Raw genomic sequence first — 25,260 nt, 5'->3', positions numbered from 1 at the left:
AGACAAGGGCAGCTGCCGGGCTTGAGCCATCGTCTTAAGTCCATTTAGCGGACTATTGAATTTGTTCCGCGGGCTTACTCCAGGGATACCTTTCGAAGGTCATGTTCGGCGTCTTCTTGCACCCGTAAGGTGTGGTGGGTCACAATGGAGCGTGGCTGAAACCAGAGGCCGCTAAGGCAGGCCTCTTCTTAAATTCCACATAACGAACTTTCACGGCCCTGAGGGGCCACCAACTTGGGGAGCATCATGCTGAATACACCTCATACGGGACTCGCGTTCATCGCCGTGGCCGGAGCCGCCGTACTGGCACTGACTGGATGCGGCGCAGGCGACGGCCCCGCGGCCGCCGACGCTCCGCCCCAGACAACCCTCGCCATCGACGAGGAAGCCCGCGCGCTCCTGCCGGAGCAAGTCCGCGAGGACGGCAAGCTGGTATTTGGCACGACGGCCAACAACGCGCCCTTCACAATGAAGCCCGCCGAGGAAATCGTCGGCATGGTTCCCGACCTGGGCAAGGAACTTGGCGCCGTGATGGGCGTCGAAGTTGCCTTCGAGCCGATGTCCTTCCCCGGGCTCGTCCCCGCGCTGGAAGCCGACCGGGTCGACGGCGTCTGGACCTTGATGACAGCCACTGAGGAGCGCGAGGAGACCATGGAGATGGTTTCCTTCATGAAGAACTCCACCGGCTTCATGACGTTGGCGGACGCCGAGCCTATCGAGACGGTCGAGGACCTGTGCGGACGCCACCTGGCCACAGTGCGCGGTGGCACCATCCAGGCCCTCCTCGAGAAGGTCGCCGATGATTGCGCGGCCGGTGACAAGGAGCGTCCCCAGACGTCATACTTCGACGATGCGGCGGCCGGCCAAACGCAGCTGCGTTCAGGCAAGGTCGACGTATTCTCCGGGATCACTGTCCCTCTGCGCTACGTAGCCGCGCAGGTCAACGGCGGCAAGACGTTTACGGTCTCTGATGTCGAACTCTTGGGCGGCGCCCAGGCTATCGCCCTCAGCAAGGGCGATAAGGAACTGGTCGAGGCCGTTCGCGCAGGCCTGAGGGAGGTCGTCGAGAGCGGCCGCTACGACGAGATCCTTGCTGAGTACGGGGCCCAGAACGAGGCGTTCACTGCCGAGCAGATCGTGGCCAACCCCGCCACCAGCGGTGAGCTCGATGCCGTCGTGAAGACCAAGGAGGATGAATAGGCATGACAGTAGCGTCTGCGCCCACCGTAACAGCCAGAGACGAAGCACTCGACATGTCCATCAAGGCCGTCCCCGTACGCCACTACGGACAATGGCTGACTGCCGTTGTGGTCACGGTGCTCTTGGGTGCATTTGTCATGGCCTTGGCCCAGAACGAGAACCTCGATTATTCGATCGTCGCCGCGAACCTCTTCGCCGGCCCCATCCTCCGCGGCCTCGTCGTGACTTTCCAGCTGACCGCGGTGGCGATGATCGGCGGCGTCCTTATCGGCGTGCTGCTGGCCGTCTCGAAACTGTCCAGCAATAAGGTGCTCAGCGCCATCGCCACCGGATACGTCTGGTTCTTTCGCGGCGTCCCGCTCTTGGTCCTGATCCTGATCTTCGGCAACTTCTCGCTGCTGTTCGACACCCTTGGCATTGGTATCCCGTTTACCGACATCATGTTCGTCGAGGTGGAAACCAACGCAGTCATGACGACTTTCGTCGCTGCGGCAGCCGCACTGGCCATCCACGAGGGCGCCTACATGGCAGAGATTGTGCGCGGCGGGATCCTAGGCGTTGACCACGGCCAGAAGGAGGCCGCTGCGGCTCTGGGCATGCGGCCCGGACTCGCGATGTTCCGGATCGTCCTGCCCCAGGCCCTGCGCATGATCATCCCGCCCACCGGGAACCAGCTGATCCTGCTGCTGAAGTCCAGCTCCCTCGTTTCGGTCATCGCCGGTGGAGAACTCATGACTGCGGTCCACGACATCGCCGCGGTGAACTACCGCACCATCGAGATGTTCTTCGTCGCCTCATTTTGGTACCTCATCATCGTCTCCGTGCTGAGTATCGGTCAGCGGTTCGTCGAGCGCCGTGCTGGTCGGGGCTACAACCGATGAGCGGAAAGGGAAATATGAACTCCACACCCATGGTCATCGCCCAGGGCGTGCGCAAGAGCTTTGGCCGCCACGAAGTGCTCAAGGGCATCGACCTCGAAGTCAACAACGGAGAGGTGATGTGCTTCCTCGGCCCGTCCGGATCGGGAAAGTCCACGTTCCTGCGCTGCGTCAACCGTCTTGAGACGATCGACGCGGGCCGGATCCGGGTCGACGGATCGCTGGTGGGCTTTAAAGAACGCAACGGACGGCTGTACGACCTGACCGAGAAGGAGCTGGCCCGCCAGCGCAGCCAGATCGGAATGGTGTTCCAGCGCTTCAACCTGTTCGCGCACATGACGGCCCTCGAGAACGTCATGGAGGCCCCGCGGCATGTGCGCCGGCAGCCCAAGCGCGAGGTCCTCGACCGGGCTCAGGACGCGCTGGCGCGGGTCGGGCTGTCCGGACACGAGCACAAATACCCGGCCCAGCTTTCGGGCGGACAGCAGCAACGCGTCGCCATCGCCCGAGCCTTGGCCATGGACCCGAAGGTCATGCTATTCGACGAGCCGACCTCCGCGCTTGACCCAGAGCTGGTCGGCGAGGTGCTTGACGTCATGCGCGGGTTGGCGGACAGCGGCATGACGATGATCGTCGTGACTCATGAAATCGAGTTCGCCAAGGAGGTCGGAGACGAACTGGTGTTCATGGACGGCGGCCTGGTCGTCGAGAAGGGTGACCCGCGGCAGGTGCTGGAGAACCCCCAGCAGGAGCGCACCCGTCGTTTCCTACGCGCGACGGCCACCGTCTAGCAACCCGCCGGCACCACGGCAGCAAACTTCGCCCGAGGGGCCCGATGGAGAGGAACCGAGTGAACGAGTACAGCGACGGCTATCCGTATCCGGTCCGCGACTATGCGGGCTTCTGCGGCCGAGTGGCGGAGCGGGCCAGTGAATCCGTCCCCGCGTGGGGGGCGGCCTCGCAGGCGAGGACGGATGCGCCCAACGTCGTCGTCATGCTCATGGACGACATGGGCTACAGCGACATCTCGCCGTACGGGTCCGAAATCGACACCCCGGCGCTTGAGGAACTGGCTGCCGGGGGGTACCGGCTGGGCAACTACCAGACGCCGCCGATGTGCTCCCCGGCGAGAGCCTCGCTGATGACCGGGCTGAACCCGCATCGGGCTGGGTTCGCTTGGGTGCCCCATGTCGACCCCGGGTTCCCGAACGCGGCGATGGAGATACCTGCGGACGTGCCTACCGTCGCTGAGCACTTCCGCGCCCACGGGTATGCGACGTTCATGGTCGGCAAGTGGCACTTGACGCCGGAGGCGAAGATGCACGATGCCGCCGAGAAGTCTGCGTGGCCGGTCCAGCGCGGTTTCGACCGGTACTACGGGTGCATGGACGGGTTCACATCGCTGTTCCACCCGCACCGCCTGGTGCGCGACAACAGCCAGGTGGTCATCGACGAGTACCCCCGGGACTACTTCCTCACCGATGACCTGACCGACCAGGCAATGTCCATGGTGTCCGAACTGCGTGCCAGCGACCCCTCCAAGCCCTTCTTCCTCTACTTCGCGCACACGGCGGTACACGGTCCCGTACAGGCCAAGGCGGAGGACGTGGAGAAGTATCGAGGGCGCTACGAGTCGGGCTGGGACCACATCCGAGCCGAGCGCTTCCGCCGCCAGATCCATGTAGGTCTCTTCGCGGAGGACACTGAATGCGCGCCGCGGAACACCGAGCCCGGGTTCGACGTCCCCGCCTGGGACGATCTGGACGACGAGCAGAAGAAGCTCTTCGCCCGCTACATGGAAGTGTATGCAGCCTCGATCGACAACGTCGACCAGAACCTGCGTCGACTGGTGGACTACCTTAAGGTGCTGGGCGAGTACGAGAACACGATCATTGTGTTCACTTCCGACAACGGGGGCACCTCCGAGGGCGGGGCCACGGGAACCCGCAGCTACTTCAGTCGGTTCGGCGCACCCAAGACGGGCCTGCCCGAGGGATGGATGGCGGACGTCCCCAGGGACCCCGCCCTCATCGGCGGGCCGCAGACCTACGCTCAGCACCCCCGCGGCTGGGCCTACGCAGCGAACACCCCGTTCCGCCTCTACAAGACATTCCCGCACGCCGGCGGCGTGCGCGTGCCAATGATCGTCTCCTGGCCGGCCGGGCTCCCGCGCGCAGTCGACGACGACGGCGTCCGGCGCCAATTCGCCCATGCGGTCGACGTCGCGCCGACGCTGATGGAGCTCGCCGGCATCAACCCAGTCTCCGAACGCCACGGTCTGCCCGCCCGCCAGATGGATGGCCAATCCTTCGTGCGGATACTCCACGACAGGTTCGCCCCCGCAGCCAGGGCATCACAGTATACGGAACTCAACGGGAGGCTCGGGTTCCTCGAGGGCCGATGGAAGGCCGTGTTCCCCGAGCCCAACGGGGCTGGCTGGGATGCGGGGGAGTGGGAGCTATACGACGTGGAAGCCGACCCCGCCGAGACACGGAACCTCGCGGCGGCCCACCCGGAGAAGGTCCGTGACCTCGGGGAGAAGTGGCGGGCGGCGGCGTGGTGGAACCAGGTGTTCCCACTAAACGACGACGGCTCCTTTAACCGGAACCGCCCCGCAACCGAGCTTGGTCTCGAACAACCCGTGACCCTCTATCCCGGGACCCCCACCCTCGAACGCTACCGGTCGGCAAAGCTGGTCCGACTACGCTCCTTTACCGTGGACGTGGACCTGGAATACCGCGACGGTGACCAGGGTGTCCTGGTGGCCCACGGCGACCAGGGCGGCGGCTACGTCCTGTTCATCGAGGGCGGGCGGCTAAACGTTGCGTACAACGAGTACGGAACTGTGCGGCGCGCGAGCTGCATAATTAGTGCCGGCCGGCACACGATACGGCTCAGGTTCGAAGTGCTCCCAGAATTCCAGTGGACAATCGCGCTGGAAGTCGACGGCATGGTTACCGCGGAGCTGCGCGAGGTCTTCCAATTGGTGGGCATGGCGCCGTTCGCCGGGATCTCTGTGGGCCTAGACAGGGGCGGGCCCGTCGACTGGGAAGTGTACGAACGGCACGGCTGCTTCCGCTACACCGGACGGCTGCACTCTGTCCGCTACACCCCGGGCCCGAAGGCCGCCTACAGCCCTGAAAAGATTGTGGCGATGGACCAACGGATACTGGCTGCCTTCGAGTAAGGAGATTCGACCGGTCTGTCAGGGGCTATTGGCTCCGGCGGGCTGTTGCGATGGCGGTGTCCGCAACAAACAGCTGCCGGCGGAGGATAAGCCCTGCTTCTTGGAGGGGATCAGCTGACGACCGCTGGACCAGTTGCCGCACGACTAACAGCCGCAGGAGCCAGGTTCCTTGCACCGAATGCTCAAATAGGTGGACAGAAGTAGGAAAAAACAGGCAGGTCAGGAGGCATCCGTGACGGAGGGAAAACCGGAACTCGATCCACAGATCGACCAGCGCGAAGATGGAGTGGTCATCGAACCGGGTTCTGAGATTGATCAAGACCTGAACCGGAACGCTGCAGAAGGCAAGCCGGATTCACCGGGTCAGAGAACCTGACCACAGCGTAAGCAGGTGGTCGAGATCCCGTCCTGTGCGAAGTCTGTAACAACCAGAGTCACAGAGTGCAGCCGGTCTTAGAGCGCGTCGGCGTACCTGAATTGGGAGCATCGGATTCTCACCGCGGATTACGCTCCTATGTAGCCGAGAGGTCAAGCAGCTCACGCGCAGATGACGAGACGGTGATTTTGCGCCGTCAGAGGTCCGCGAGGGCGGCGGCCTTAACTTGTGTCGGGTGATGGTATAATTGTGACACCTCAAGATACTTGATACTTCAAGTATTTACTTGACATAAGGTCGGTTATCGGCCAAAAGTCTGGCTATCGATTAGCCGAAATAGCGGCTAGAATCCTTGCATGAGAACAGTACCGCTGAGTGAAGCCAAGGACAAGCTGTCCGCCCTGGTCGACGAGGCGGACCGCACGCACGAGATCATTCAGATCACCCGGCACGGGCATCCGTCCGCTGTGCTGATGTCCGCTGATGATTTGGAGTCGCTGCAGGAAACCGTCCATTGGCTCTCGCAGCCCGGCATCCGGGAAGATCTCGAGCAGGCCAGGCGGGACATTGCCGAAGGCAGCACGGTCAGCGGTGAGGACCTGCGCCGCGAGTTCGGGCTTCCGCCCAGGTGAGTGAATCATCAGCTGCCGGCAATGAACCGTGGAAGGTCGAAGTCACTAGCCCCGCCTTCAAGGGTTTCCGGCGGCTGCCGGAAAAGGCGGCCGGCGCTATCGTCGAGTTCGTGACCGGCGCTCTTGCCGATAATCCCCATCGCCCCAGCAAACCGCTGACCAACGAACTGCTGGGCATGCGTACGGCGCGCCGCGGTGACTACCGCGTCCTGTTCACCCTCGATGTCGAACGGCGCACCCTGTATGTCCACCGGATTGAGCACCGTTCAGACGTCTACAAGCCACGGTGACCCTGCCCTGTGGGGAGGATGTTCTTCCGGCCACCTGCGCCTATAGGCAGGTTTTTCATGGCCGCTTAGGTACGACTGCGGTGAGTAACGACGGCGACGGCGGGGCTGTGTAACTGCCCCGCCGCGTCCGGCCGTTTTAGTCGGTTGCTTCGGCAACTACCGCATCAGTGCCGGGTCGGCGGTCTTTACCGGCTGCCACCTCAGGTGGTTGGGCGATTGTTCGTCCTCGGTGTCGTGCAGCAGGGACAGCCGGGGGCGGATCGCGTCGGTGCGGGAGCTTGGCGGCTTGCGCCGGCCGGCGCGGAACTGCGGGATCCATTCGGCGGCCTCGCCCTTGTATTCCTGCTCGGCGGCGGCGTGCAGGGTCCACTGCGGGTTGTACAGGTGGGTGCGGCCAAGGGCAATCAGGTCGGCGCGGCCCGCCAGGAGGATCGAGTTGGCGTCGTCGTAGGAGGAAATGGCTCCGACGGCGATGACCGCGATTCCTGCTGGTTCGGCTACCTCCTGCCGGATGCGGTCGGCGTACGGGGTCTGGTAGCTGCGCCCGTACGCCGGCGCTTCTTCCTTGCCGATCTGGCCGGTGGAGACATCGATCCCGTCGGCGCCGTGGGCCGCGAAGGCCCTGGCGATTTCCACTGCGTCATCCAGGGTATTGCCGCCCTCGATCCAGTCCGTGGCCGAGATCCGCACGGTCAGCGGCTTCTCCGCGGGCCAGGCTTCGCGGACGGCGTCGAATACGTCGAGGGGGAAGCGCAGCCGGTTTTCCAGGCTGCCTCCGAATTCGTCGCTGCGCTGGTTGGCGATCGGCGAGAGGAAGGATGAGAGCAGGTAGCCGTGCGCGGCGTGGACCTCGAGCAGGTCGAAGCCGGCTTCGGCGGCGCGCCGGGTGGCGGCCACGAAGTCGGCTTTCACCTTGTCCATCTCCGCGCGGTCGATTTCGCGTGGGGTCTGGCTGCCGGGGCCGTACGGCAGGGCTGACGGGCCGATCGCTTCCCAGTTGCCGGATTCGAGCGGCTCGTCGATGCCCTCCCACATCAGGCGGGTCGAGGCCTTGCGGCCGGCGTGGCCGAGCTGGACGCCGATCTTCGCCGAAGACTGCCCGTGGATGAAGCCCACGATGTCCTTCCAGCTGTCCTGCTGGTCCTCGTTGTAGAGGCCCGTGCAGCCCGGGGTGATGCGCCCTTCCTCGGAGACGCAGACCATTTCGGTCATCACCAGCCCGGCGCCGCCCAGGGCCTTGCTGCCCAGGTGCACCTTGTGGAAGTCGCCGGGGACGCCGTCGACCGCCGAATACATGTCCATCGGCGAGACGATGATCCGGTTCTTCAGCTCCAGGCCGCCGATCGTGTACGGCTGGAACATGGCCGGAGCGACCTGCTGCAGGCCCTGGGACTCGGCGAAGTGCCGGTCCACCAGCTCGGCGAATTCCGGGTCGCGCAGGCGCAGGTTGTCCTGGGTGATGCGCCGGCTGCGGGTAAGCAGGTTGAAGGCGAACTGGGTGGGGTGCTGGTCCTTGTACTGGCCGATCCGCTCGAACCATTCCAGCGAGGCCTGCGCGGCCCGCTGCGTCGATTCGACCACCGGGCGCCGCTCAAGTTCGTAGGCGGCGAGGGCGGATTCCAGGTCCTGCTGCTCGTGCAGGCAGGCGGCCAGGGCCAGCGCGTCCTCCATGGCCAGCTTGGTTCCGGAGCCGATGGAGAAGTGCGCGGTGTGCGCGGCGTCGCCGAGCAGCACCACATTGCCGTGTCGCCAGTTGCGGTTGCGCACGGTGGTGAAGTTCAGCCACTTGGAGTTATTCGCCAGCACCTCGGACCCGTCGAGTTCTTCGGCAAAGATCTCCCGGATCTTGGCGATGGCCTTCTCATCGGAGACCCCGGGCGGGAACACGGTGTCCGCGGTCTCGTCGAAACCGGCGGCACGCCAGACGTCCTCGTGCATCTCCACGATGAAGGTTGAGCCGGCGTCCGAGTAGGGGTAGCCGTGGATCTGCATGACGCCGAACTCGGTCTCCTTGACGAAGAACTTGAAGGCCTCGAAGACCTGGTCGGTGCCCAGCCACATGTACTTGTTCGGCCGCGGGTCCAAATCAGGTCCGAAGGAGTCGGCGTATTTGGCGCGGATCTGGGAGTTGACTCCGTCCGCTGCCAGCACCAGGTCGTAGCCGGCCTCGAGTTCTTCCACCGGCGGGGCCATGGTCGAGAAACGCAGGTCCACGCCGAGTTCGGTGCAGCGGCGCTGCAGCAGTTCCAGCAGTTCTTTGCGGCTCATCGCCGCGAAACCCTGCCCGCCCACCGTAATGGTCTCGTTCTTGAAATGGATGTCGATATCCGACCAGCGTGCGAAGCGGCGGCTCATGTAGTCGGCCACTACCGCATCGGCATTTCCGATCCCGCCGAGGGTTTCATCGGAAAAGACGACGCCGAAGCCGAACGTATCGCTGGCGGCGTTGCGTTCCCAGACGGTCACCTCGTGGGCCGGATCCAGCTGCTTCATCAGCGCACCGAAGTACAGCCCGCCAGGTCCGCCACCAATGATTGCGATTTTCATGTCGTTAGTCCTTTCAACGGCCCTGGCCGGCGCCGGCTAATTCTGCAGATTCGTCCCCGAGTGCGGCGCGCAGCCTGAAGTGCTGCAGTTTGCCGCTGGGGTTGCGGGGCAGTTCGGTCACGAACCGCACGTCCCGCGGATATTTGTAGGGGGCGATGGTCGCCTTGACGAAGTCCTGGATCTCCTTGCGCTTGGCGTCGTCGGGCTCTACGCCCTCGCGCAGCACAATGAACGCGCAGACCACGCTCCCGCGCTCCGGATCCGGCCGGCCAACGACGGCGTTCTCCACGACGTCCGGATGCTGGTCGATCGCGGACTCCACCTCGGGGGCGCCGATGTTGTACCCGGAAGAGATGATCATGTTGTCCGAGCGCGCCTGGTAGTAGAAGTACCCGTCCTCGTCGCGCATGAAGGTGTCCCCGGTGATGTTCCAGCCGTTGTGCACGTAGTTGAGCTGGCGCTCATCGTCCAGGTAGCGGCAGCCGGTGGGGCCGATGACGGCGAGGCGGCCGGGCTCGTTGGGTGGGGCTTCGTTGCCGTCCGCGTCCAGGATCGTGGCCCGGAAGCCCGGCACTGCCACTCCGGTGGCGCCCGGACGGATGTCCGCTCCGGCGGCGGAGATGAAGACGTGCAGCATTTCCGTGGCGCCGATGCCGTTGACGAGGGAGAGGCCCGTGGCCGTGTGAACGGCTTCCCACGTTTCCTTGGGCAGGTGCTCGCCGGCAGACACTGCCAGCCGCAGGCCCTTGAGCAGGTCGGCCTCGCCTTCCTTAAGGATGGCCCGGTAGGCCGTCGGGGCGGTGAAGAGCACGGTGGCCCCTGCTGCCGCCGCCTGGCGGGCCAGCTCCACCGGCGTCGCCCGCTCGGTGAGCAGGGATGAGGCACCGAACCGCAGCGGGAAGACCACCAGTCCGCCCAGCCCGAAGGTGAAGGCCAGCGGCGGCGAGCCGGCGAAGACGTCGTCCGCCGTCGGCTTCAGGATGTGGCGGGCGAAGGTGTCCGCATTGGCCAGGATGTCCCGGTGGAAGTGCATGGTGATCTTGGGCGTGCCGGTGGTTCCCGACGTCGGGCCGAGCAGCGCGACGTCGTCGGCCGCGGTGGGCACGTTGTCGAACCTTCCGCTCTTGGACGCACAGCGCACGGTGAGGTCGCCGTCGTCGTTGGCTCCATAGGTAACGACAGCGGTGGCCGCACCCAGTGCATGCGGCAGTTCGGTCACGAAGCGGTGGTCCGAGATGGCGACGACCGGGCGGGTCAGTTCGCAGATCTTGGCGACTTCGCTCGCCCGCAGCACGGGCATTGTGGTGACGACGACGGCGCCGGCCTTGAGTACGCCGAGCCAGGCCGCGACCAGCCACGGGTTGTTCGGGCCGCGCAGCAGCACCCGGTTGCCGGGCACCACACCCAGGTCCTCGGTCAGGACCTGGGCGACCTGGTTGGCGCGCTGCTGCAGCTGTCCGTAGCTCCAGGTCTCGCCCTCGGGCGTGTGCAGGGCCGGCCGGTCGGCGCCAAACGTTGCCACGGCATCGTCGATGAGGACCGCCGCGGCGTTGAGGCGGTCCGGATACTGCAGTTCGGGGAGGGTGAATTCGAGCACCGGCCACTGCTCGGCCGGCGGCAGATGGTCGCGCGTGAACGAGTCCACATGTGCTGACGGGGACAGTTCCATGGCGTTCCTTTCAGGGGGATGGTTGGGCGGGCCGCGGGGCTTGGGCGGCATCGCCGACGGTGGATGCCGCCGCGAGGCTCAGCGTGCGGCGCGGATCATGCCTTCTTGAGCGACGGTGGCCAGCAGGCGGCCGGAGCGGTCGAAGAACCGGCCGGTGGCCAGTCCCCGGTTGCGTTGTCCGGAAACGGCTTCCTGGGCGTAGAGCACCCACTCGTCCGCGCGGCCCTCGCGGTGGAACCACATGGAGTGGTCCAGGCTTGCGGTCGCCAGTCCGGGCTCCGCCCAATAGTTGCCGTGCGCCCGCAGGATCGGCTCCAGGATGGTGTAGTCGCAGACGTAGGCCAGCGCCGTGCGGTGCAGGTCGGCGCCGTCGGGCAGCCGGTCGAACGCCTTAACCCAGACGGCCTGCTGCGGGACCTGTTCGCCCTCGACCTCCACGTACACGGGGCCGGGAACGTGGCGCATGTCGAAGCTGCGGCCAGCGGACCAGTAAGCCGCGGCGTCGCCCTCGATGCCGTTCAATGCTTCAGCGGCGCTGCGCAGTGACTCGGGTTCCACGGCGGCGGGCATTTCCGCCTGGAATTCAGGCCCCTCCTCAGGCACCTGGAAAGAGCCCATGGCTGCGAACACTGCCTTACCGCCCTGGTAGCCGCGCACGCTGCGGGTGGAATAGCCGCGGCCGTCGCGCAGGTTCTCCACCTCGTAGCGGACCACAGCACCGATATCGACCGGGCGCATGAAGTAGCTGTGCATCGAATGCAGCTGGCGGTCCGCGCCGACGGAGCGCATCATGGCCGCCGCGGACTGGGCCACCATGTCGCCGCCGTAGGCCTTGGGCCACGGGACGTACTGCGTGGTGGCTTCGTAGGCCTCGTCGAAGACCTGCGGCTCGACGGCCTCCAGGTCGATGGCGCGCAGGAAGGTTTCGGCCGTCAAGGTGCCCGTCATCGTGTTCATGCCCGGCGGTATCCTTCCAGGGTCTCGTCGGCTACGTCCTCAAGGTTGACCACAATGTTCTCCGGCGTGCGGGCAGTCAGCCAGACCAGTTCCTCGGTGACCGACATATTCGCCTCCACGTGCGGCATGAATGGCGGCACGAACACCCAGTCGCCGGCCTTCATGTCGATGAATTCGGAGTAGTTCTCACCGAAATAGATCCGGCCGTGGCCGCGCAGCACGTAGCCGCCGGTCTCGGCCTCGCCATGGTGATGCGGCAGCGAGCGGTAGCCGGGGACATTAGAGACCTGGCCGAACCAGATCTTGGTGGCCGGAGTGTGCTGGATGCTCACACCGGACACCCGCACGCAGTCCCCCGACTGGGCCGTGTTGGTGTCCTCGGCGCCGCCGCGGGTCACCACAGGCACCACCTTGCCGTCGGCTCCGGTATAGCTGGAGTTATCGCCCTCGGTGCGGTATTCGGTGGCTGTCTCGGTCATGTCGTGCTCCTTCTCAGTTGGTCAGTGCCGGTTGGTTGATCAGCATGCGGTTTTCCAGCCGGCCGATCCCGTCGATTTCGGTCGTGAGGACGTCGCCGTCCTGCAGGAAGCGCGGCGGCTTCATCCCCATGCCCACTCCGCCGGGCGTGCCGGTCAGGACCAGGTCCCCCGGGCGCAGCGTCGTGAACTGCGAAATGTAGGACAGCAGCTTCGCCGGACCGAACACCAGCGTCCGGGTGTGGCCCCGCTGGACCAGCTCTCCGTTGACGTAACCGCGGACTTCGAAGCCGCTGCCGTCAAACTCGTCGGCGGTGGCCAGCACCGGACCGACCGGAGTGCTCGCGTCGAAGGCCTTGCCCTGGAACCACTGGAGGGTCCGGTTCTGCCAGTCGCGCATGGAGACGTCGTTGGCCACGGTATAGCCGGCGATCGCCGCCGCGGCCTCGGCTTCATCCGCACAGGTGAGGGTGGCTCCCACCACCACGGCCAGCTCGGCTTCCCAATCAACCCGGCCGCTGCCGTGCACCGCGAGTTCGTCCGCGGGGCCGGCCAGCGTGTCGGCAAACTTGGCGAACAGTGTCGGGTATTCCGGCAGCTCCCGCCCCATCTCCTGGATGTGGTCGCCGTAGTTCAGGCCGCAGCAGATCACCTTGCCGGCGTGCGGCAGCAGCGGCGCCAGCTGTGTGCGGGAAACCTGCACGACGGCGGAGGCCGGGGCAGAGCGCATCGTTTCCTCTGCACGCGCCCGCCAAGCCGGGTCCGCAAGCAGGGCGCCGACGTCACTGGCGGGCAGCGGCAGGTAGGTTTCCGCACCCGTCTGGACTGCCGCCGTCGTTGTTGCTGCACCGGTGCGCAAGGTGGCCAGTTTCACGTTTTCGATCTCCCTTGTTCAGATGTGTCGACTTTTTTACGGCCGTCACATATGCTCAACGTAGCACGGTCGGAAGGATCTGCACAGAGCATTTTTCGAAAAATTGTGAAACCAGCCACACCAATGCCAAGGAGGCAGCAATGAGCAACCAGACCGCAGTCGGCAACCGGACCATCAACCCCGAGTCACTGCCCAAGCCCTCCGGCTACGCCCACGGCGTCCTCGCCGGCAACACGGTCTACCTCGGCGGACAGACCGCGCTGGACAAGGACATGAACATCGTTCCCGGCGGCATCGTGGAGCAGTTCAAGCAGGCCTTCTCCAACGTCCTGGCCACCCTGGAAGAGGCCGGCGGCCGTGCCGAGGACCTGGTCAGCGTGACCATTTACCTCACGGACGTGGACGATTACATGGCGAACGGCCGGGAGATCGGCAAGCTCTGGCGCCAGATGGCCGGAACCGAGTACCCCGCCATGGCGGGAATCGGCGTCAGCCGCCTCTGGCAAAAGGAAGCCCTGATCGAGATCCAGGGCGTGGCAGTAATCCAGGACCGCTAGAAATCCTATTCCAGCCCACAGCGGCCCGGCCGGCACTGCCGGCCGGGCCGCTATCGGCGTTGCCAGAGACTAGGCAGCCTCGGCCTTAGTGACCAGCGACATCGCGTGGGCCTCGGCCAGGGGCGCGATCAGATCATGCGTCCCGAAGAAAATGCGCCGCGCCTCGGGCCCCTGCCAGCCCTCGGGCAGGTACTCCAGGGGCAGACCGGGATCGCGGTACGGCAGCCGGCGCCACAGCGTGAGCATCGGCACGTAGTAGCGGAAGGCGTCCCGGCGCAATTCCGGCGAAGACTCGGCCAGGGCTATCTCCGGATCCCCGCCCACCAAGCCGGACCAATCGGCCAGAGCGTTCCTGTAGTAGTCCATGAATTCGCGGATCTGGTCGCCCAGGGCCTCCAGATCCCACCACTGGGCGACCCGCTCGCGCATATCCCCTTCGGCGGCGTAATCACCCGTGAAGAATTCGACATAATCTGCCAAGCCGCGGGAGGCCAGCCGCCGCTTCGCGCCCTCACGCACACCAGCGGGAGCGATCCACACGCCTGCCGCCATCGACCCGAAGCCCAGCCGCGTCAGTTCGGTGCGCAACTGGTGCCGCCGGTCCCGCATCGACTCAGGAACCGAGAATATCGCCAGCACCCACTGGCCTCCGGGCGATCCGCGGTACGGGGCAAAGATCCGTTCGTCGCCCTCGTTGACCATCTCGAGCGAGCGCGGTGACAGCTCGTACTTTGCCACTCCGCCGGATTTGACGCTGTTGAGCACGCCCTTGGCCTTCAACCTCGACACCGCCGAGCGCACCCCAGGGGCATCATGACCGAGGTCGGCGAGCATGTCTATCAGCACCGAGACCGGCAACGGCCCGCCCCCGCGCCTCCCGTAAAGCCCATAAATCGTCAGGATCAGCTGCTGGTGCCTCAGCGGCGGCCTTGGAACCGCAATCACCGTTGGCATTCTCGCTTCTTCCCTTGTTGCCTGCATCAGAACCTATTTTAGGGGCACGGACCCAGCTGCGCTCAGTGGCCCTTGAAGGCTTCCGCCAGTCGCCATGCGCCGCCGGAAGCGGTTCCCTTGTCAATTAAGAGCCGTTTCTCTCGTAGTCCGCGGACCCAGCTCGCGACCGCGGCCAAGTGGGGTGTCCGCTATCCAAACGATCATGGGGGGCGGCTCTTGGTTCAAGCGCCTAATCCCAGTGACTGGGTTCATCAGGCTGCACCCCTGATGAGTGTGCACGACGCCGATCCGTACGAGCATCTGCCCGTACCGCCTCGCATGAAGTCCTTCTACGGAAGCATCTGAAAACAGTCTGTAGAAATTGGCGGTGCGGGTTGTGGTTCAGACAGGGACGGCCGCGGAGTGGCGATGGCGGCGCGAATGTGCGCTGGCCAGGGTTCCGCATTATTGGCCCCATGGGGAACATGGGCGGTAGTGAAGGTCCCAAAGGCCGCGAGGCCGCCGGGCGACTTTTCGTGCGGCTGGCCGTGGACTTCGAACGCGAAGGTCATTGATGTGCGCCCGATATTCTGAACCTGCAAGGTCGCAGTGACGCGCTGGCCGAACCACAGCTTGGCACGATAGTTGATGACCTGTTGCACGCGGGGAGCACTAGGAAAGTAGTCCGGTAGTTCCAATCGGCGGAACAGCTGGGCCTCGGCCGCCTCAACCCAGCGCATGATGGCTGAGTTGTGCTGGTGGCCGGCCGCGTCGGTGTCGGCCCACTCGACGGTCCGCTCTATGCTGGCGCCCGCCAGGAACATAGCTTCGTTCTCGTCCACCTGCGCGTCCACCGCTCTCCTCTCCATCGCAGTATCCCCACCGCTGATTAGCCCGCTCGGCGGCCCTTCCATCATATGTCGCTAAAATGACGATCGGCTACAACACTCAATCAAAAGTTTCGAATGCCCTTTAGGTCGCCACCGTCATGCACATCAAAAGGCTTGTTGCAGTCGCAGTGCCTTCTGGGCCGCTACAGCAAGCGCCGGTCAGTGGGCTGGTATCGAGTTCGCGAAGTACGCAGCGAAATAGTGAATGCCGCGGGCTACAGGTCAGAACGACCTGTTCCGGGTATCGAGCGCTTGGGTGTAGTCAAAGGGGACCTCATCGGTTAGCTCGACTGTGAAGTGCCGTCTGTCAGACGGGTTACCGGAATGCCGTGCCTAGGGTCCCGCGCAGCGCGTGCGATGATACGGCCGACTGCGGTGTCGAGGCAGCGGTCCATGGTGGCCCGGTCGTTGACCCTGAGTTCGACGAGGACCTCAGCGCTGTGCCCACGGGCTGCCCCAGTCTGCTCGGAGACCGACAGGACAATATAGCCCTGGGGCTTCTCATATAGGGTCCGCGGTTCGACCCCGTGGGCTGCGATCCAGAGCGCGTCTGCAGTGACGCTTAGGGCTTCAACGTGACCGGTCCGGATGGTGCGGCCATCATTCTAAACCCGCACCTCCCTGCCGACCAGAATATTCCAATCTGCTTAGATTCCCATGAAGATGCCTTTCGTATTCCGATTTGTTGTGACGTGCGCACCCAAAACGCAGACCTTTACGCTGCGGGGCTCAGGTGCTGTCTCCACGGGAAAGACGGGCGTCAAGCACTGGCACCAGGGGCCTGTTTGTCCTCTCATCTGGCCCATTGGCTGCTGACGCAAAGTGACGCTCGGTTGAGAGCTCAGTGGGGCCCGCGGCTCAAGCCCGGCAGGTGCCCGCTCCGATGCTTCCCGAACCGAACCACGCGCACGGAAGTGATGGAAGTGATCGGGTGTGCCCTGCCGTAAACAGGACGTCGGATGATCCAAGACGGAGTGTGGAGCATGCGCCAAGTAGCTGCGCAGTGTACCCGCGCATCCACGGAGCGGAACATTCTTAGCGGCACCGTCTCGCCATGGTCTCATGGTGATGGTCGAATTCATCGGCATGGTCTAGAGCGTCAGCTGTGTATTGATGTCGCCTCGGTCAGAGAACCTCGAAAACGTCGATTGTCGCCGTGGATCGGTTGCGTCGTCCCTTGCCGAGGGCGGCGCACCGGGTCAGCCATTCGAGCTCAGGATCGTGTGTCTCGAAGTACAGAGTTTCCCTGAAGTAGTACTCGGACGGCGGGACTTCGTGTCCGGCGGCTATGCGAGCGAGAGTCTCCGGGGGGCCGTGGCGGAGTCCGCGCCCCGAGAGGTAGACGAGGTGTCCGCTGGAGGCCCGGATTACGGTCCGGATGTCCAGCTCGACCGTCCCGTCCGGCCTGACAGTCTGGAGGTCCTCCCCCACGGGCAGCACTTCTCCCCCCAAGGCCGGGCCCTCGACCTCGCCGCCCTGAACGGAGATGAATCGACGCTCGCCCGCTCCGCCTCCGATGGACAGGGGTGGGGCCAGACGGACGTTCAGTGAGAAGAGAGGGCGTGTTTCAATCATGAGTACCTTCTTCGGGATGCCGGCGGCATTCCGGTCATCGATGGTTAGTGGGTGGAGATGCGTGTCGACGCGTCCTGGAGACCGTGGTGTCCAGGACGCGCCGACAGGTGATACTGACGATGCGGTCGGGGTCAGTTCGTCAGCTTCTTGCCTCGCGTTTCGGGAGACATCAGGGTGACCGTTAGGACGATCGCGCATACGGCGATCAGGTAGAAGTCGAACACTCGCGGCTGTCCGAGTGAGTAGAGCCAGGCCTGCAGATACGGGGCGGTGCCACCGGTCAGTGCCAGACCGAGCGAGTAAGGCATACCCATTCCTACTGCACGCACATGCGTGGGGAACTGCTCGGGGAAGTAGGCCGGCATGATGGCGGTTGGGGCAGCGACCAGGATCATTCCCACGCCCATGTAGACCGCGAGCCGCCAGATCCCGTCTCCACCGGTGAGGATCATGGACAGCGGGATGATCATCACGACCGACCCGACGCCGAATACGATCCAGTTGAGCTTGCGGCCGAATCGATCGGACACTCGGCCCCAGAACAGCAGGCACAGGATCAAGAAGAGATTAGCGCCGGTGCTGACCCACATGACCGGTCCAGGCTCCATCTTTAGGGGACCCATCGCAAACGCGGGTGCCATGATGGCCCAGACGTAGTACATGACGCCGCCGCCGGCCGACAGGATGAGGATACGGAGGCAGGCCTTGCGGTGCTTCCAGATCTCCGCCCACATCCCGCGGCCGCGCGGCGCCGCAACGGCGGCCCGCTCTTCGCGCTGGCGCTTGAACATCGGGGTCTCATCCAGGCTGCGACGGAGATACAACGCGTAAATTCCCAGCAGCCCGCCCAGTATGAAGGGCAGGCGCCAGCCCCATTCGCCCACGGCGTCGGGGCCGAATGTGCTCGTTAGGCCGGCTCCGAGCAGCGTGGCGGCGATAACGCCGATGGTGACGAAGACGAAGACGGAGGAAGCCCACACGCCGCGCTTGCTGGCAGGCGCCATCTCCGTGACATAGGTGAAGGAGGAGACCACTTCACCGCCGTGCCCCAGACCCTGCAGGAGGCGCCCCGCGAGGAGGAAGACGGCAGCGGCCGGACCGATGGTCTCGTAGGTCGGGGAGACACCGATGAGCAGGCTGCCTCCGGCGGTCAGGAGCATCGAGGTCGTCATCGCGCGACGTCGCCCGTGACGGTCCGCGTACCAGCCGAAGAAGAGGCCTCCCAGCGGCCGCATGAGGAATCCGGCCGCGAAGACGGCCAGCGTCCCGAGAAGCGCCGTCAACGGGTTCGTGGCGAGGAAAAACTGGCCTGCGAAGTAGGCGGCGAAGATCGAGTAGGCGGTCCAGTCGTACCACTCGAGGGCGTTACCTACGCCTACCCCGAGGATCACCCGTCGCTTCTCCGATCGGGATAGCGCGGCCGGTTCCGTCCCTTGCACAGGCGGCTCAACGGAGTGCGTGAGTTCGGTCATCTTTGTTCCTTTGGGAATGTGGATCGGCACGGAGGACGTGTCCGACGAGAACATTGCGAGGGCTACCTTGAAGGGCTAAGTCGTCGGCTCGGCGGTGCGTCCGGAGACTGCTGAACCTGCTTGGACCGACCTCGCACGAGAAGCCTGCGTGCTTCAGGTCACATCTTGCCATAAGGTGGGGCCGCATGTATATCCCCTTTTTTCCGATCGTTTCCATTAGGCCACTTGACCCTCTGCTCCCGCGGCAGGGTTCAGGGCTTGGATCCAGGCGACGAGAGGTTTACCGGTCCGCCGGAGAAGGGGCGACGCCGGTGAACCTGGACCCGTGGAAGACCAGCGGAGAAATGTCCTGGCTCATGCCCAGGTCATGGACCTGGAAGATCACGACGTCATGGTCGCCGGCCTCGTGGACTGCATGGATCGAACAGTCGAACCATGCAGCGGCGCCATTCACCAACACGGCCCCCTCCTCGGTCGTGCGGCTATCCACGCCGGCCAGCCGGCTGGCCCGGTCCCTGCCGGCCAGCTGCCGGCACAGTCGAGCCTGATCAACGGCCAGGATTGACACGCCGATTCGCTTGGCGCGGGCAATGCGGGGCCACGTACTTGAAATCTTCTGCACGGAGAAGAGGGCCAAGGCCGGATCCAGGGAGACCCCCACTGAGAAGGATGAGGCAACCATGACCTCGGCCTGCCCTTCCACCCTCGCCGAGATGGCGGCGACGCCCGAAGGGAAGTGGCCGAAGGTCTGACGCAGCATCATCGGGTCGATGGCGGTCTGCGGGTCCTGAAGGGTGGCAATTGACATGACGAAATCCTTTCTAAGTCATCTCGAGGCCGCGGAAGTGACCTGAGCAACAGCTTTGCACAGATCCGCTGCGCTGTATAGCAAAATTGTTGCGGTCGCTATAACTTTGCAACTTAGGGCCGTGCTGAAGTTCTTCTTGCACAATTTGATCGACCGTATTAGCTTTGACACATCTTGATGTGCTGTGGTTCACAGCCGGACGATGGAAGGACCATCCATGACCCTTGACACTGCCCAGGTCTCAAAATCGACCAGCCCTTACCCGGCCGAGGCCAGCGAGGTCGACGAGGAGCGGATCTACGTGATTCGCGCGGCCGAGAGGAAGAACCTGTGGTTCCTGGGCAACCTTGTCCAGCCGATCATCACCTCGGAGATGACCAACGGCCAGTTCATGCTGAGCCACACCCACGCGTATCTCGGGTCTGAGCCCCCCGTCCACGAGCACAACGGAGAGGACGAGATTTTCTACCTGCTCGAGGGGTCAGTCACGTTCTGGGTCGAAGACACCGAGGTCACCCTGGGCCCGGGCGACAGCATCCTGATGCCCAGGAACGTCCCCCACATCTTCCAGGCCTCCTCCGAGGTCGAGTCCCGCTGGCTCAACATCAGCGGGCCCGCCGGCCTGGAGAAGTTCTTCGAGGACGTCTCCGTTCCGGCCGAATACCCCGGCCCGCAGCGCGGGTGGCGCATGGACCCGGCCACCTTGGAGCGCCTGGACGTTGCCTGCGAGAAGTACGGGATCACCCTGCTGCCTCCTGAGGACAGCCCGCGAGCCAAGCAGCAGGCCCGCCGGCAGGCCAAGGCCTGAGCGCTTCCCACCCTCCACACATCCAGAAGGAAGAACATCATGACTGAAATCCTGGAACAGGTCACCAACCCGCTTCGTCAAGCCGCTCCCCCGTCCCGGGAAGTCACCGATGAACTGGTTCAGCGCGTTCACGAGATCGGTCCGCTTTTGGCCAAGAACGCCGTCGACGCGGACCGGAACCGGGTGCAGAGCGATGAAACCATCGAGGCCTTGGAGTCCATCGGCGCGATGAAGATCGCCTGCATGAAGAAGTACGGGGGCTACGAGGGCGGAGCCTCCATGCTGCTGGAGGCCGCCCGCACCATCGGCTACTACGACCCGGCCGCTGCCTGGTGCACGGTGATCTCCAACGGCTCGGTCATGTTGGCGAACCGCTTCGACTACAGCCTGCTTGATGAGGTGTTCGCTCGCGGGCCAGTGCGGATGGCCTCGATCTTCGCCAGCCCGCAGGGCACCGCCATCCGGGAGAACGGCGGCTGGCGGATCCAGGGCAAGTGGCCCTTCTCCTCCAACATTTCCCACTCCGAATGGGCCATCGGCATCCTGTACGTGCATGAAGAGGGCGGCGACCCGCAGAACCCGCCGATCGGCTTCGTCATGATGAAGCGCGGCGAATACGAGGTGGAGGACACCTGGTTCACCATCGGCATGCGCGGCACCGGTTCCAACACCATGCACACCCGGGACCTCTGGGTAGAAGACCACAGGGTGATCAGCTTTGAGCAGCTGATGGGTCGCGGATACGAACAGCAGGCCGATGAGACCTTCGCGCGGCGTCTCACCCCGCACCTGACCATGTCCACCACCATCCAGTCATCCTCCGTGGGTGCAGCCTATGCCGCCCTGGACTACGTGAGAGAGCGGGCGAATAAGCGCGGCATCACTTACACCCACTTCAAGAAGGCATCGGACTCCGGCGCATTCGTCCAGGATCTGGGCAAGGCCAGCGCGAAGATCGACACCGCGCTGCTGATGCTGCAGCGTTCTGCCGCTGCCATCGACGCCGCCGCCAGCGGCGACACGCCACTACCGCTGACCGAGCGTGCCCGGTTCCGCGGTGGCATCGGGCATGCCGGACACGCGCTGGTAGATGCTGTCAATGACCTGTGCTGGCTGCACGGCACCGCTTCCTTCGGCGAGACCAGTCTGCTGGGCCGGATGTGGCGCGACGTCAACACGGGCACCCGACATGCCTCCATCACCGCACCCATGGGCTACCAGCTGCACGGCAACGGCCTGACAGACACTCCCTTCATCTCGACCAAACTTTAGGAACACCCGACCGGCCTCGAGGCCATTGAAGGGACAAAGATCATGACCGGAACTCTCGGTCGACACGATTCCCCTACCCTGCGGGAAACTGCTACCGGCACGGGAGTCCGGGCGTGGCTGGGGCTTCGGTACGCCTGCACGAACCGTCGATTCTCCCTCCCCCAGCCCGCCGGCGGACGCCTCGAGGTGCAGCGTCTGGCCGAGGTTCCGGTCTTTCCTCAATCCCCCGGCCGGCTCGCCGCGTTCATGGGCACCGGCCGAGACAATCCGCAGTCCGAGAACGCCCACTTCCTCAACGTCTGGGCACCTGAGGACGCCGACCGCCTCCCGGTGATGGTCTTCATACATGGCGGCGCGTGGATGACCGGCGGAGGGGCTCAGGAGTGGTACGACGGTGCCCGGCTCGCTGCCCGGGGCATCGTGGTGGTCACCGTGAACTACCGCCTAGGTGCTCTGGGTCATCTGGGAGATCAGTCCAGAATCGGACTTCCCCTGCCGGCCGAAGACCTGATCATGGCCCTGCAATGGGTCCAGGAACAGATCCATCGGTTCGGCGGCGACCCCGGACACATCACGCTGGTCGGCCAGTCCGCTGGCGGCTGGTACGGCCACCTGCTCTCCGTCCTGCCCGGGACCCGCGGCATGATCCACCAGGTGGCCCACCTGAGCATGGGGACCCGTGCACCGTGGAGCCAGCTTCACCAGCAGCACGTGCACCAGCTGGCAACCGAAGCCGTGGGCCCGCAGGACCCGGCAGAGGCACCGCTGTCCCTGCTGCTCTCCGCGGGAGCACAGGCACTGCAGGCGAGCAGGCAGACACAAACCCGGCCCCCGCTGTCCCACGCACCTGCCGGATACCTGCCGGTGCAGACCCCAGGGCTGCCGGAGACCCTGCTCGACCCGGACTGGGCAGCGTCCGCGGTCCATGCCCGGGCCGTCTTCCTGCGATGGACCGCGGAGGAATCGGCCGCGTTCTTCTGGAACTCACCGCAACACCTCCAGGCCACCCAGGACCAGGTGGACGCCGACCTGGGCACCTGGGCCGTTCAGGACCTTCCGGATCGGTTGGTACAGGGCGGCAGGTTCACGGGCGCCGACTCGGGGCTGAGCCCCTACCGACAACTCGTGGACGCCTCGTCCTGGTCGCAGTTCCAAAGATTCCCCTCGGAGTTCGCTCAAAGCCTGCAGGCGGCGTGCGTCACTACCGTCGTCGACCCGTTTGTGCATGCCAGCCCTTTGCCGCACCTTCACAGCGCTCACTGCTTCGACTTGCCGTTCCAGTTCGGCAATGCGGCCGCTTGGCAGGATGCACCCATGCTGCGCGGCGTGACCGAGGAAGAGTTCGAGCGGATCTCGGAGGACACCATGGGCGCCCTCGTCGCTTTCATCAGCCAGCAGCACTAAGGACGTTACCGCTCAGGCCATCTCCCGGCGGACGTACGCCGCGGCGAGGGGCGCGATCGAACGATGGAGCTCCGTGAACGCCCGCCGGGCTCTAATCCCCATCCACCCGTCGGGAAGGAACTCGATGGGCAGTCCCGGATCCAGATACGGAAGTCGCCGCCAATGCGTCAGCAGCGGAATGTAAAGCTGGAAGGCGGCCCGGAGGGAGACCAGATCGGTAGAGGTGTGAGTAGACCATTTCGCGACCTCATGCTCATAAAGGTCCACGAACTCCCGGTAGTGGCTCTCCAGGCTCTCGAGGTTCCACCACTGGGCGACCCGCTGCCGCATCCCCCCTGGCCCGATCGGCTCGGAGGCGAAGTAGTCCACATACTCCGTGACTCCGTGCTTGGTCATGTACTCCATCACTTCAGCGCGAAGATGCGCCGGCGCAATCGACAGCCCCGGAACCACAGTCCCGAAGCCCAGGCGTGTCAGGCCGGTGCGAATGATCTGCCGGTTCTTCCGCTGGGCTTCCGGGACGGAGTAGGAGACCATCAGCCACGGTTCATTGGCCCCTTGAGACCGAGGGGAGAAGATCCGCTCGTCTCCAATAATCATGTGCGGCTCGAGCTCCTCAGCCAAGGCGTAGCCTACGGCACCGTCCACCGCCTGAGGGACCAGTACCCCCTTCTTCTTCAAGCGGGAGATGGACGAGCGTACACTGGCCGGCTCGTAACCCAGCACAGACATGAGACCGACGACCGTCGACACCTTCAACGCCCGGCCTGCGGGACGGCCATACACGCCGAATATAGTGATAATGAACCGGTGATGGGCAGCCTGGCTGTGTTCCCCAGGGGCCCGGCCCGCGATTATCTCATCAAGTGCAATGGCCACGCTGACCAGCGTACAACCCGTCGCCCGCCCCAGCCGACAGGCCGATCATCCAGCCTGCACCCGAGAGAGACCATGACCCGAGAGACACCTGATACCTCCAGTGCCGATGTTATTGTGCGAGGTCTGGAACAGCAGCGATATCGATGCCTGGTGAACGGAGATACCGAGGGATTCGCTCTCCTGTGTCATCCGAACCTCATCTTCCTGCACGCGACGGGTGAGACGGAGACCCGCGAGAGCTATCTCTCGAAGCTGGAGGCAGGGCGGTACACGTACAACCGGGTGGAGCACCCCATCCATTCGATCACGGTCGCAGATGGAACGGCCGTGGTGATGGGCGACGTCATCGCCGAGCTGAATGCCGAGGGCAAGACGATTCGGCTGCAGAACCGCGTGTTGGCCACCTGGGTCCAGACCAATCAGGGCTGGCTGCTCGTGGGGCACGCAGGCCTGCCGCTCGACAACCGGCGACGGTAGGTCCCAACCGCTGAACCCACCGGAGGGCCTACAGGGTCTGAAACTGTCTTGATATTCGGCCCATAACGCCCCTTATCAGCCATAGTCAGGCTAGCGATAGGCCGGACCTCCGGCACGGGCAGCCGTCCGCTGCGCTCACGTCCATGGATCATCGGAGTCCCTGCAGGAAACCGTACACTGCCTGTCGCCGAAGGCAGCACGGTTAGCGTTGATGACCTGGGCCGGGGTCGGGCCTTCCGCTGCGGTGAGTGAATCACCATCGGCAGACCAGGGCCAGTGGAAGGTCGGAGTCGCCAGCCATGTGACTAAGGGGTTTCGGCGGCTGCCGGAAAAGGCGGCCGCCGCTATCAGCGAGTCGTTACCGGTGTTCTTGCCGATACCCCCATCGCCTTTGCAAGCCGCTGACCAACGAACTGCTGCGCATGCGCACGGCACTCCGTGGTGACTACCGTTTGCTGTTTACCCTTGATGCCGAGGAGGACACCCTGTATGTCTACAGGATTGCGCCCTTCCGACCACTACAAGGTGCTTTGACTTGTCTGCTTGGAGGACCCTCCTCTGCTGTCGCCTCCAGCAAGATCCCACAACGGCGTGCAGCGCCTGCAGTCGTGTTCTTCGGTGTACCCGAACGGGATGGTCTCGTCGAGCTCCACTGCAAAGTGTGCATCTTCATGCCGGGTCACGAGAATTCCGCAGGTGCGGTGCGCAAGGGCGACTTTCATAACCTGGTGGACCGCTGCGTCCAGGAAACGGTCCATGCCCTGTCAGGGGCCGTGACACGGACTGAGTGTCGGGTAGCGGCTGCTGTCATGTTTGGTTCTGCAGTCCCGCGGTCAGGCTCGTGGCTGTGTATCCATCTGCCTTGGTGAAGAGTTTTCTCGGGTCGATGCCATGGTTTTCCAGCCAGAGGGCATCACCGGTCTGTGTCACGTCCTCTACGTATCCGATTCGGATCAGATGCCCGTCCTTTCGGATCTGCACCTGTTGGCCCAAGAGATCTTCCCAGTCTTGCTCGGGTGGCCATTCCACCTCAGTTTCCTTTCGTCTCGTACTGTCCGGCGCAAGCGCCTGGTTCTTTGGTGCGGCGGCGGCACGTTGC

24 protein-coding genes are annotated in these 25,260 nt (G+C 64.4%); 12 read left to right on the top strand and 12 right to left on the bottom strand.

Annotation, left to right across the window (positions count from 1 at the left end; genetic code table 11):
* Positions 1 to 246 precede the first annotated feature (246 nt).
* The 7 genes from AHIS1636_RS18035 (at position 247) to AHIS1636_RS18005 (ending at position 6,563) form a co-directional block, all read left to right on the top strand.
* Positions 247 to 1,200: a transporter substrate-binding domain-containing protein gene (locus tag AHIS1636_RS18035; RefSeq protein WP_264797235.1), complete on the top strand. Its 954-nt coding sequence runs from the start codon at positions 247 to 249 to the stop codon at positions 1,198 to 1,200.
* A gap of 2 nt (positions 1,201 to 1,202) precedes the next feature.
* Complete coding sequence (locus tag AHIS1636_RS18030; protein ID WP_264797234.1) at positions 1,203 to 2,081, top strand: amino acid ABC transporter permease; 879 nt, start codon at positions 1,203 to 1,205, stop codon at positions 2,079 to 2,081.
* A gap of 14 nt (positions 2,082 to 2,095) precedes the next feature.
* Positions 2,096 to 2,869 carry an amino acid ABC transporter ATP-binding protein gene (locus AHIS1636_RS18025; RefSeq protein ID WP_275116387.1) on the top strand — a complete coding sequence of 258 codons (774 nt, stop codon included), beginning with the start codon at positions 2,096 to 2,098 and terminating at the stop codon, positions 2,867 to 2,869.
* Between the two features lie 59 nt (positions 2,870 to 2,928).
* Positions 2,929 to 5,265 carry an arylsulfatase gene (locus tag AHIS1636_RS18020; RefSeq protein ID WP_264797233.1) on the top strand — a complete coding sequence of 779 codons (2,337 nt, stop codon included), beginning with the start codon at positions 2,929 to 2,931 and terminating at the stop codon, positions 5,263 to 5,265.
* 232 nt (positions 5,266 to 5,497) lie between these two features.
* Positions 5,498 to 5,641 (top strand): hypothetical protein, encoded by a 144-nt coding sequence (locus AHIS1636_RS18015; RefSeq protein WP_264797232.1) that lies wholly within the window; start codon positions 5,498 to 5,500, stop codon positions 5,639 to 5,641.
* Positions 5,642 to 5,997: 356 nt separating this feature from the next.
* Positions 5,998 to 6,273: a type II toxin-antitoxin system Phd/YefM family antitoxin gene (locus AHIS1636_RS18010; protein ID WP_264797231.1), complete on the top strand. Its 276-nt coding sequence runs from the start codon at positions 5,998 to 6,000 to the stop codon at positions 6,271 to 6,273.
* Positions 6,270 to 6,563, top strand: a complete 294-nt coding sequence (locus tag AHIS1636_RS18005; RefSeq protein WP_264797230.1) for a type II toxin-antitoxin system RelE family toxin — start codon at positions 6,270 to 6,272, stop codon at positions 6,561 to 6,563. Before AHIS1636_RS18010 ends, AHIS1636_RS18005 begins: the two co-directional genes overlap by 4 nt.
* Positions 6,564 to 6,719: 156 nt before the next feature.
* Here the strand turns inward: AHIS1636_RS18005 and AHIS1636_RS18000 are convergent, their stop codons facing one another.
* The 5 genes from AHIS1636_RS18000 to AHIS1636_RS17980 form a co-directional block, all read right to left on the bottom strand.
* The gene (locus AHIS1636_RS18000) at positions 6,720 to 9,110 is read right to left on the bottom strand and encodes a bifunctional salicylyl-CoA 5-hydroxylase/oxidoreductase (RefSeq protein WP_264797229.1); all 2,391 of its coding nucleotides are present in this window, start codon (positions 9,108 to 9,110) and stop codon (positions 6,720 to 6,722) included.
* A gap of 13 nt (positions 9,111 to 9,123) precedes the next feature.
* Positions 9,124 to 10,779 carry an AMP-binding protein gene (locus AHIS1636_RS17995; protein WP_264797228.1) on the bottom strand — a complete coding sequence of 552 codons (1,656 nt, stop codon included), beginning with the start codon at positions 10,777 to 10,779 and terminating at the stop codon, positions 9,124 to 9,126.
* Positions 10,780 to 10,857: 78 nt separating this feature from the next.
* A complete protein-coding gene (locus AHIS1636_RS17990) occupies positions 10,858 to 11,736 on the bottom strand; it encodes an acyl-CoA thioesterase (protein WP_264797226.1) in 879 nt (292 codons plus the stop codon).
* Positions 11,733 to 12,215, bottom strand: coding sequence for a cupin domain-containing protein (locus tag AHIS1636_RS17985; RefSeq protein ID WP_264797224.1), 483 nt, complete (start codon positions 12,213 to 12,215; stop codon positions 11,733 to 11,735). Before AHIS1636_RS17985 ends, AHIS1636_RS17990 begins: the two co-directional genes overlap by 4 nt.
* A 13-nt stretch (positions 12,216 to 12,228) precedes the next feature.
* Complete coding sequence (locus AHIS1636_RS17980) at positions 12,229 to 13,086, bottom strand: fumarylacetoacetate hydrolase family protein (RefSeq protein WP_264797223.1); 858 nt, start codon at positions 13,084 to 13,086, stop codon at positions 12,229 to 12,231.
* Between the two features lie 140 nt (positions 13,087 to 13,226).
* On the opposite strand from AHIS1636_RS17980, the gene AHIS1636_RS17975 reads away from it, so the two are divergent.
* Positions 13,227 to 13,643 (top strand): RidA family protein, encoded by a 417-nt coding sequence (locus AHIS1636_RS17975; RefSeq protein WP_264797222.1) that lies wholly within the window; start codon positions 13,227 to 13,229, stop codon positions 13,641 to 13,643.
* A 69-nt stretch (positions 13,644 to 13,712) separates the two neighbouring features.
* Here AHIS1636_RS17975 and AHIS1636_RS17970 read toward each other — a convergent pair whose 3' ends face one another.
* The 5 genes from AHIS1636_RS17970 to AHIS1636_RS17950 all read right to left on the bottom strand — a co-directional run bounded on the left by AHIS1636_RS17970 (position 13,713) and on the right by AHIS1636_RS17950 (position 19,321).
* Positions 13,713 to 14,597, bottom strand: a complete 885-nt coding sequence (locus tag AHIS1636_RS17970; RefSeq protein ID WP_264797221.1) for a PaaX family transcriptional regulator — start codon at positions 14,595 to 14,597, stop codon at positions 13,713 to 13,715.
* Positions 14,598 to 14,926: 329 nt separating this feature from the next.
* Entirely contained in the window at positions 14,927 to 15,430 is a 504-nt protein-coding gene (locus AHIS1636_RS17965) for an acyl-CoA thioesterase (RefSeq protein ID WP_264797220.1), read from the bottom strand.
* Positions 15,431 to 16,591: 1,161 nt separating this feature from the next.
* Positions 16,592 to 17,041, bottom strand: a complete 450-nt coding sequence (locus AHIS1636_RS17960; protein WP_264797219.1) for a DUF3237 family protein — start codon at positions 17,039 to 17,041, stop codon at positions 16,592 to 16,594.
* A gap of 131 nt (positions 17,042 to 17,172) precedes the next feature.
* Entirely contained in the window at positions 17,173 to 18,513 is a 1,341-nt protein-coding gene (locus AHIS1636_RS17955; protein ID WP_264797218.1) for an MFS transporter, read from the bottom strand.
* A 280-nt stretch (positions 18,514 to 18,793) separates the two neighbouring features.
* Positions 18,794 to 19,321, bottom strand: coding sequence for a flavin reductase family protein (locus AHIS1636_RS17950; protein WP_264797217.1), 528 nt, complete (start codon positions 19,319 to 19,321; stop codon positions 18,794 to 18,796).
* 217 nt (positions 19,322 to 19,538) lie between these two features.
* Here AHIS1636_RS17950 and AHIS1636_RS17945 point away from each other — a divergent pair, with 217 nt between their 5' ends.
* From AHIS1636_RS17945 to AHIS1636_RS17935, 3 genes are read left to right on the top strand one after another with little or no spacing between them, the layout of a single operon-like run.
* The gene (locus tag AHIS1636_RS17945; RefSeq protein ID WP_264797216.1) at positions 19,539 to 20,129 is read left to right on the top strand and encodes a cupin domain-containing protein; all 591 of its coding nucleotides are present in this window, start codon (positions 19,539 to 19,541) and stop codon (positions 20,127 to 20,129) included.
* A gap of 39 nt (positions 20,130 to 20,168) precedes the next feature.
* Positions 20,169 to 21,401 carry an acyl-CoA dehydrogenase family protein gene (locus AHIS1636_RS17940; protein ID WP_264797215.1) on the top strand — a complete coding sequence of 411 codons (1,233 nt, stop codon included), beginning with the start codon at positions 20,169 to 20,171 and terminating at the stop codon, positions 21,399 to 21,401.
* Between the two features lie 42 nt (positions 21,402 to 21,443).
* Positions 21,444 to 22,805: a carboxylesterase family protein gene (locus AHIS1636_RS17935; RefSeq protein WP_264797214.1), complete on the top strand. Its 1,362-nt coding sequence runs from the start codon at positions 21,444 to 21,446 to the stop codon at positions 22,803 to 22,805.
* Positions 22,806 to 22,817: 12 nt separating this feature from the next.
* Here AHIS1636_RS17935 and AHIS1636_RS17930 read toward each other — a convergent pair whose 3' ends face one another.
* Positions 22,818 to 23,684: a PaaX family transcriptional regulator gene (locus AHIS1636_RS17930; RefSeq protein WP_264797213.1), complete on the bottom strand. Its 867-nt coding sequence runs from the start codon at positions 23,682 to 23,684 to the stop codon at positions 22,818 to 22,820.
* On the opposite strand from AHIS1636_RS17930, the gene AHIS1636_RS17925 reads away from it, so the two are divergent.
* The gene (locus tag AHIS1636_RS17925) at positions 23,619 to 24,161 is read left to right on the top strand and encodes a nuclear transport factor 2 family protein (protein WP_309298631.1); all 543 of its coding nucleotides are present in this window, start codon (positions 23,619 to 23,621) and stop codon (positions 24,159 to 24,161) included. The genes AHIS1636_RS17930 and AHIS1636_RS17925 overlap by 66 nt on opposite strands.
* Before the next feature lie 807 nt (positions 24,162 to 24,968).
* Here the strand turns inward: AHIS1636_RS17925 and AHIS1636_RS17920 are convergent.
* The gene (locus AHIS1636_RS17920) at positions 24,969 to 25,190 is read right to left on the bottom strand and encodes a hypothetical protein (protein ID WP_264797211.1); all 222 of its coding nucleotides are present in this window, start codon (positions 25,188 to 25,190) and stop codon (positions 24,969 to 24,971) included.
* Positions 25,191 to 25,260: the final 70 nt, after the last annotated feature.

The organism is Arthrobacter mangrovi, assembly GCF_026011795.1.
Classification (GTDB): domain Bacteria; phylum Actinomycetota; class Actinomycetes; order Actinomycetales; family Micrococcaceae; genus Crystallibacter; species Crystallibacter mangrovi.
Note: the sequence above shows the minus strand (reverse complement) of the source record. Positions and strands in the feature narration are given on the sequence as shown.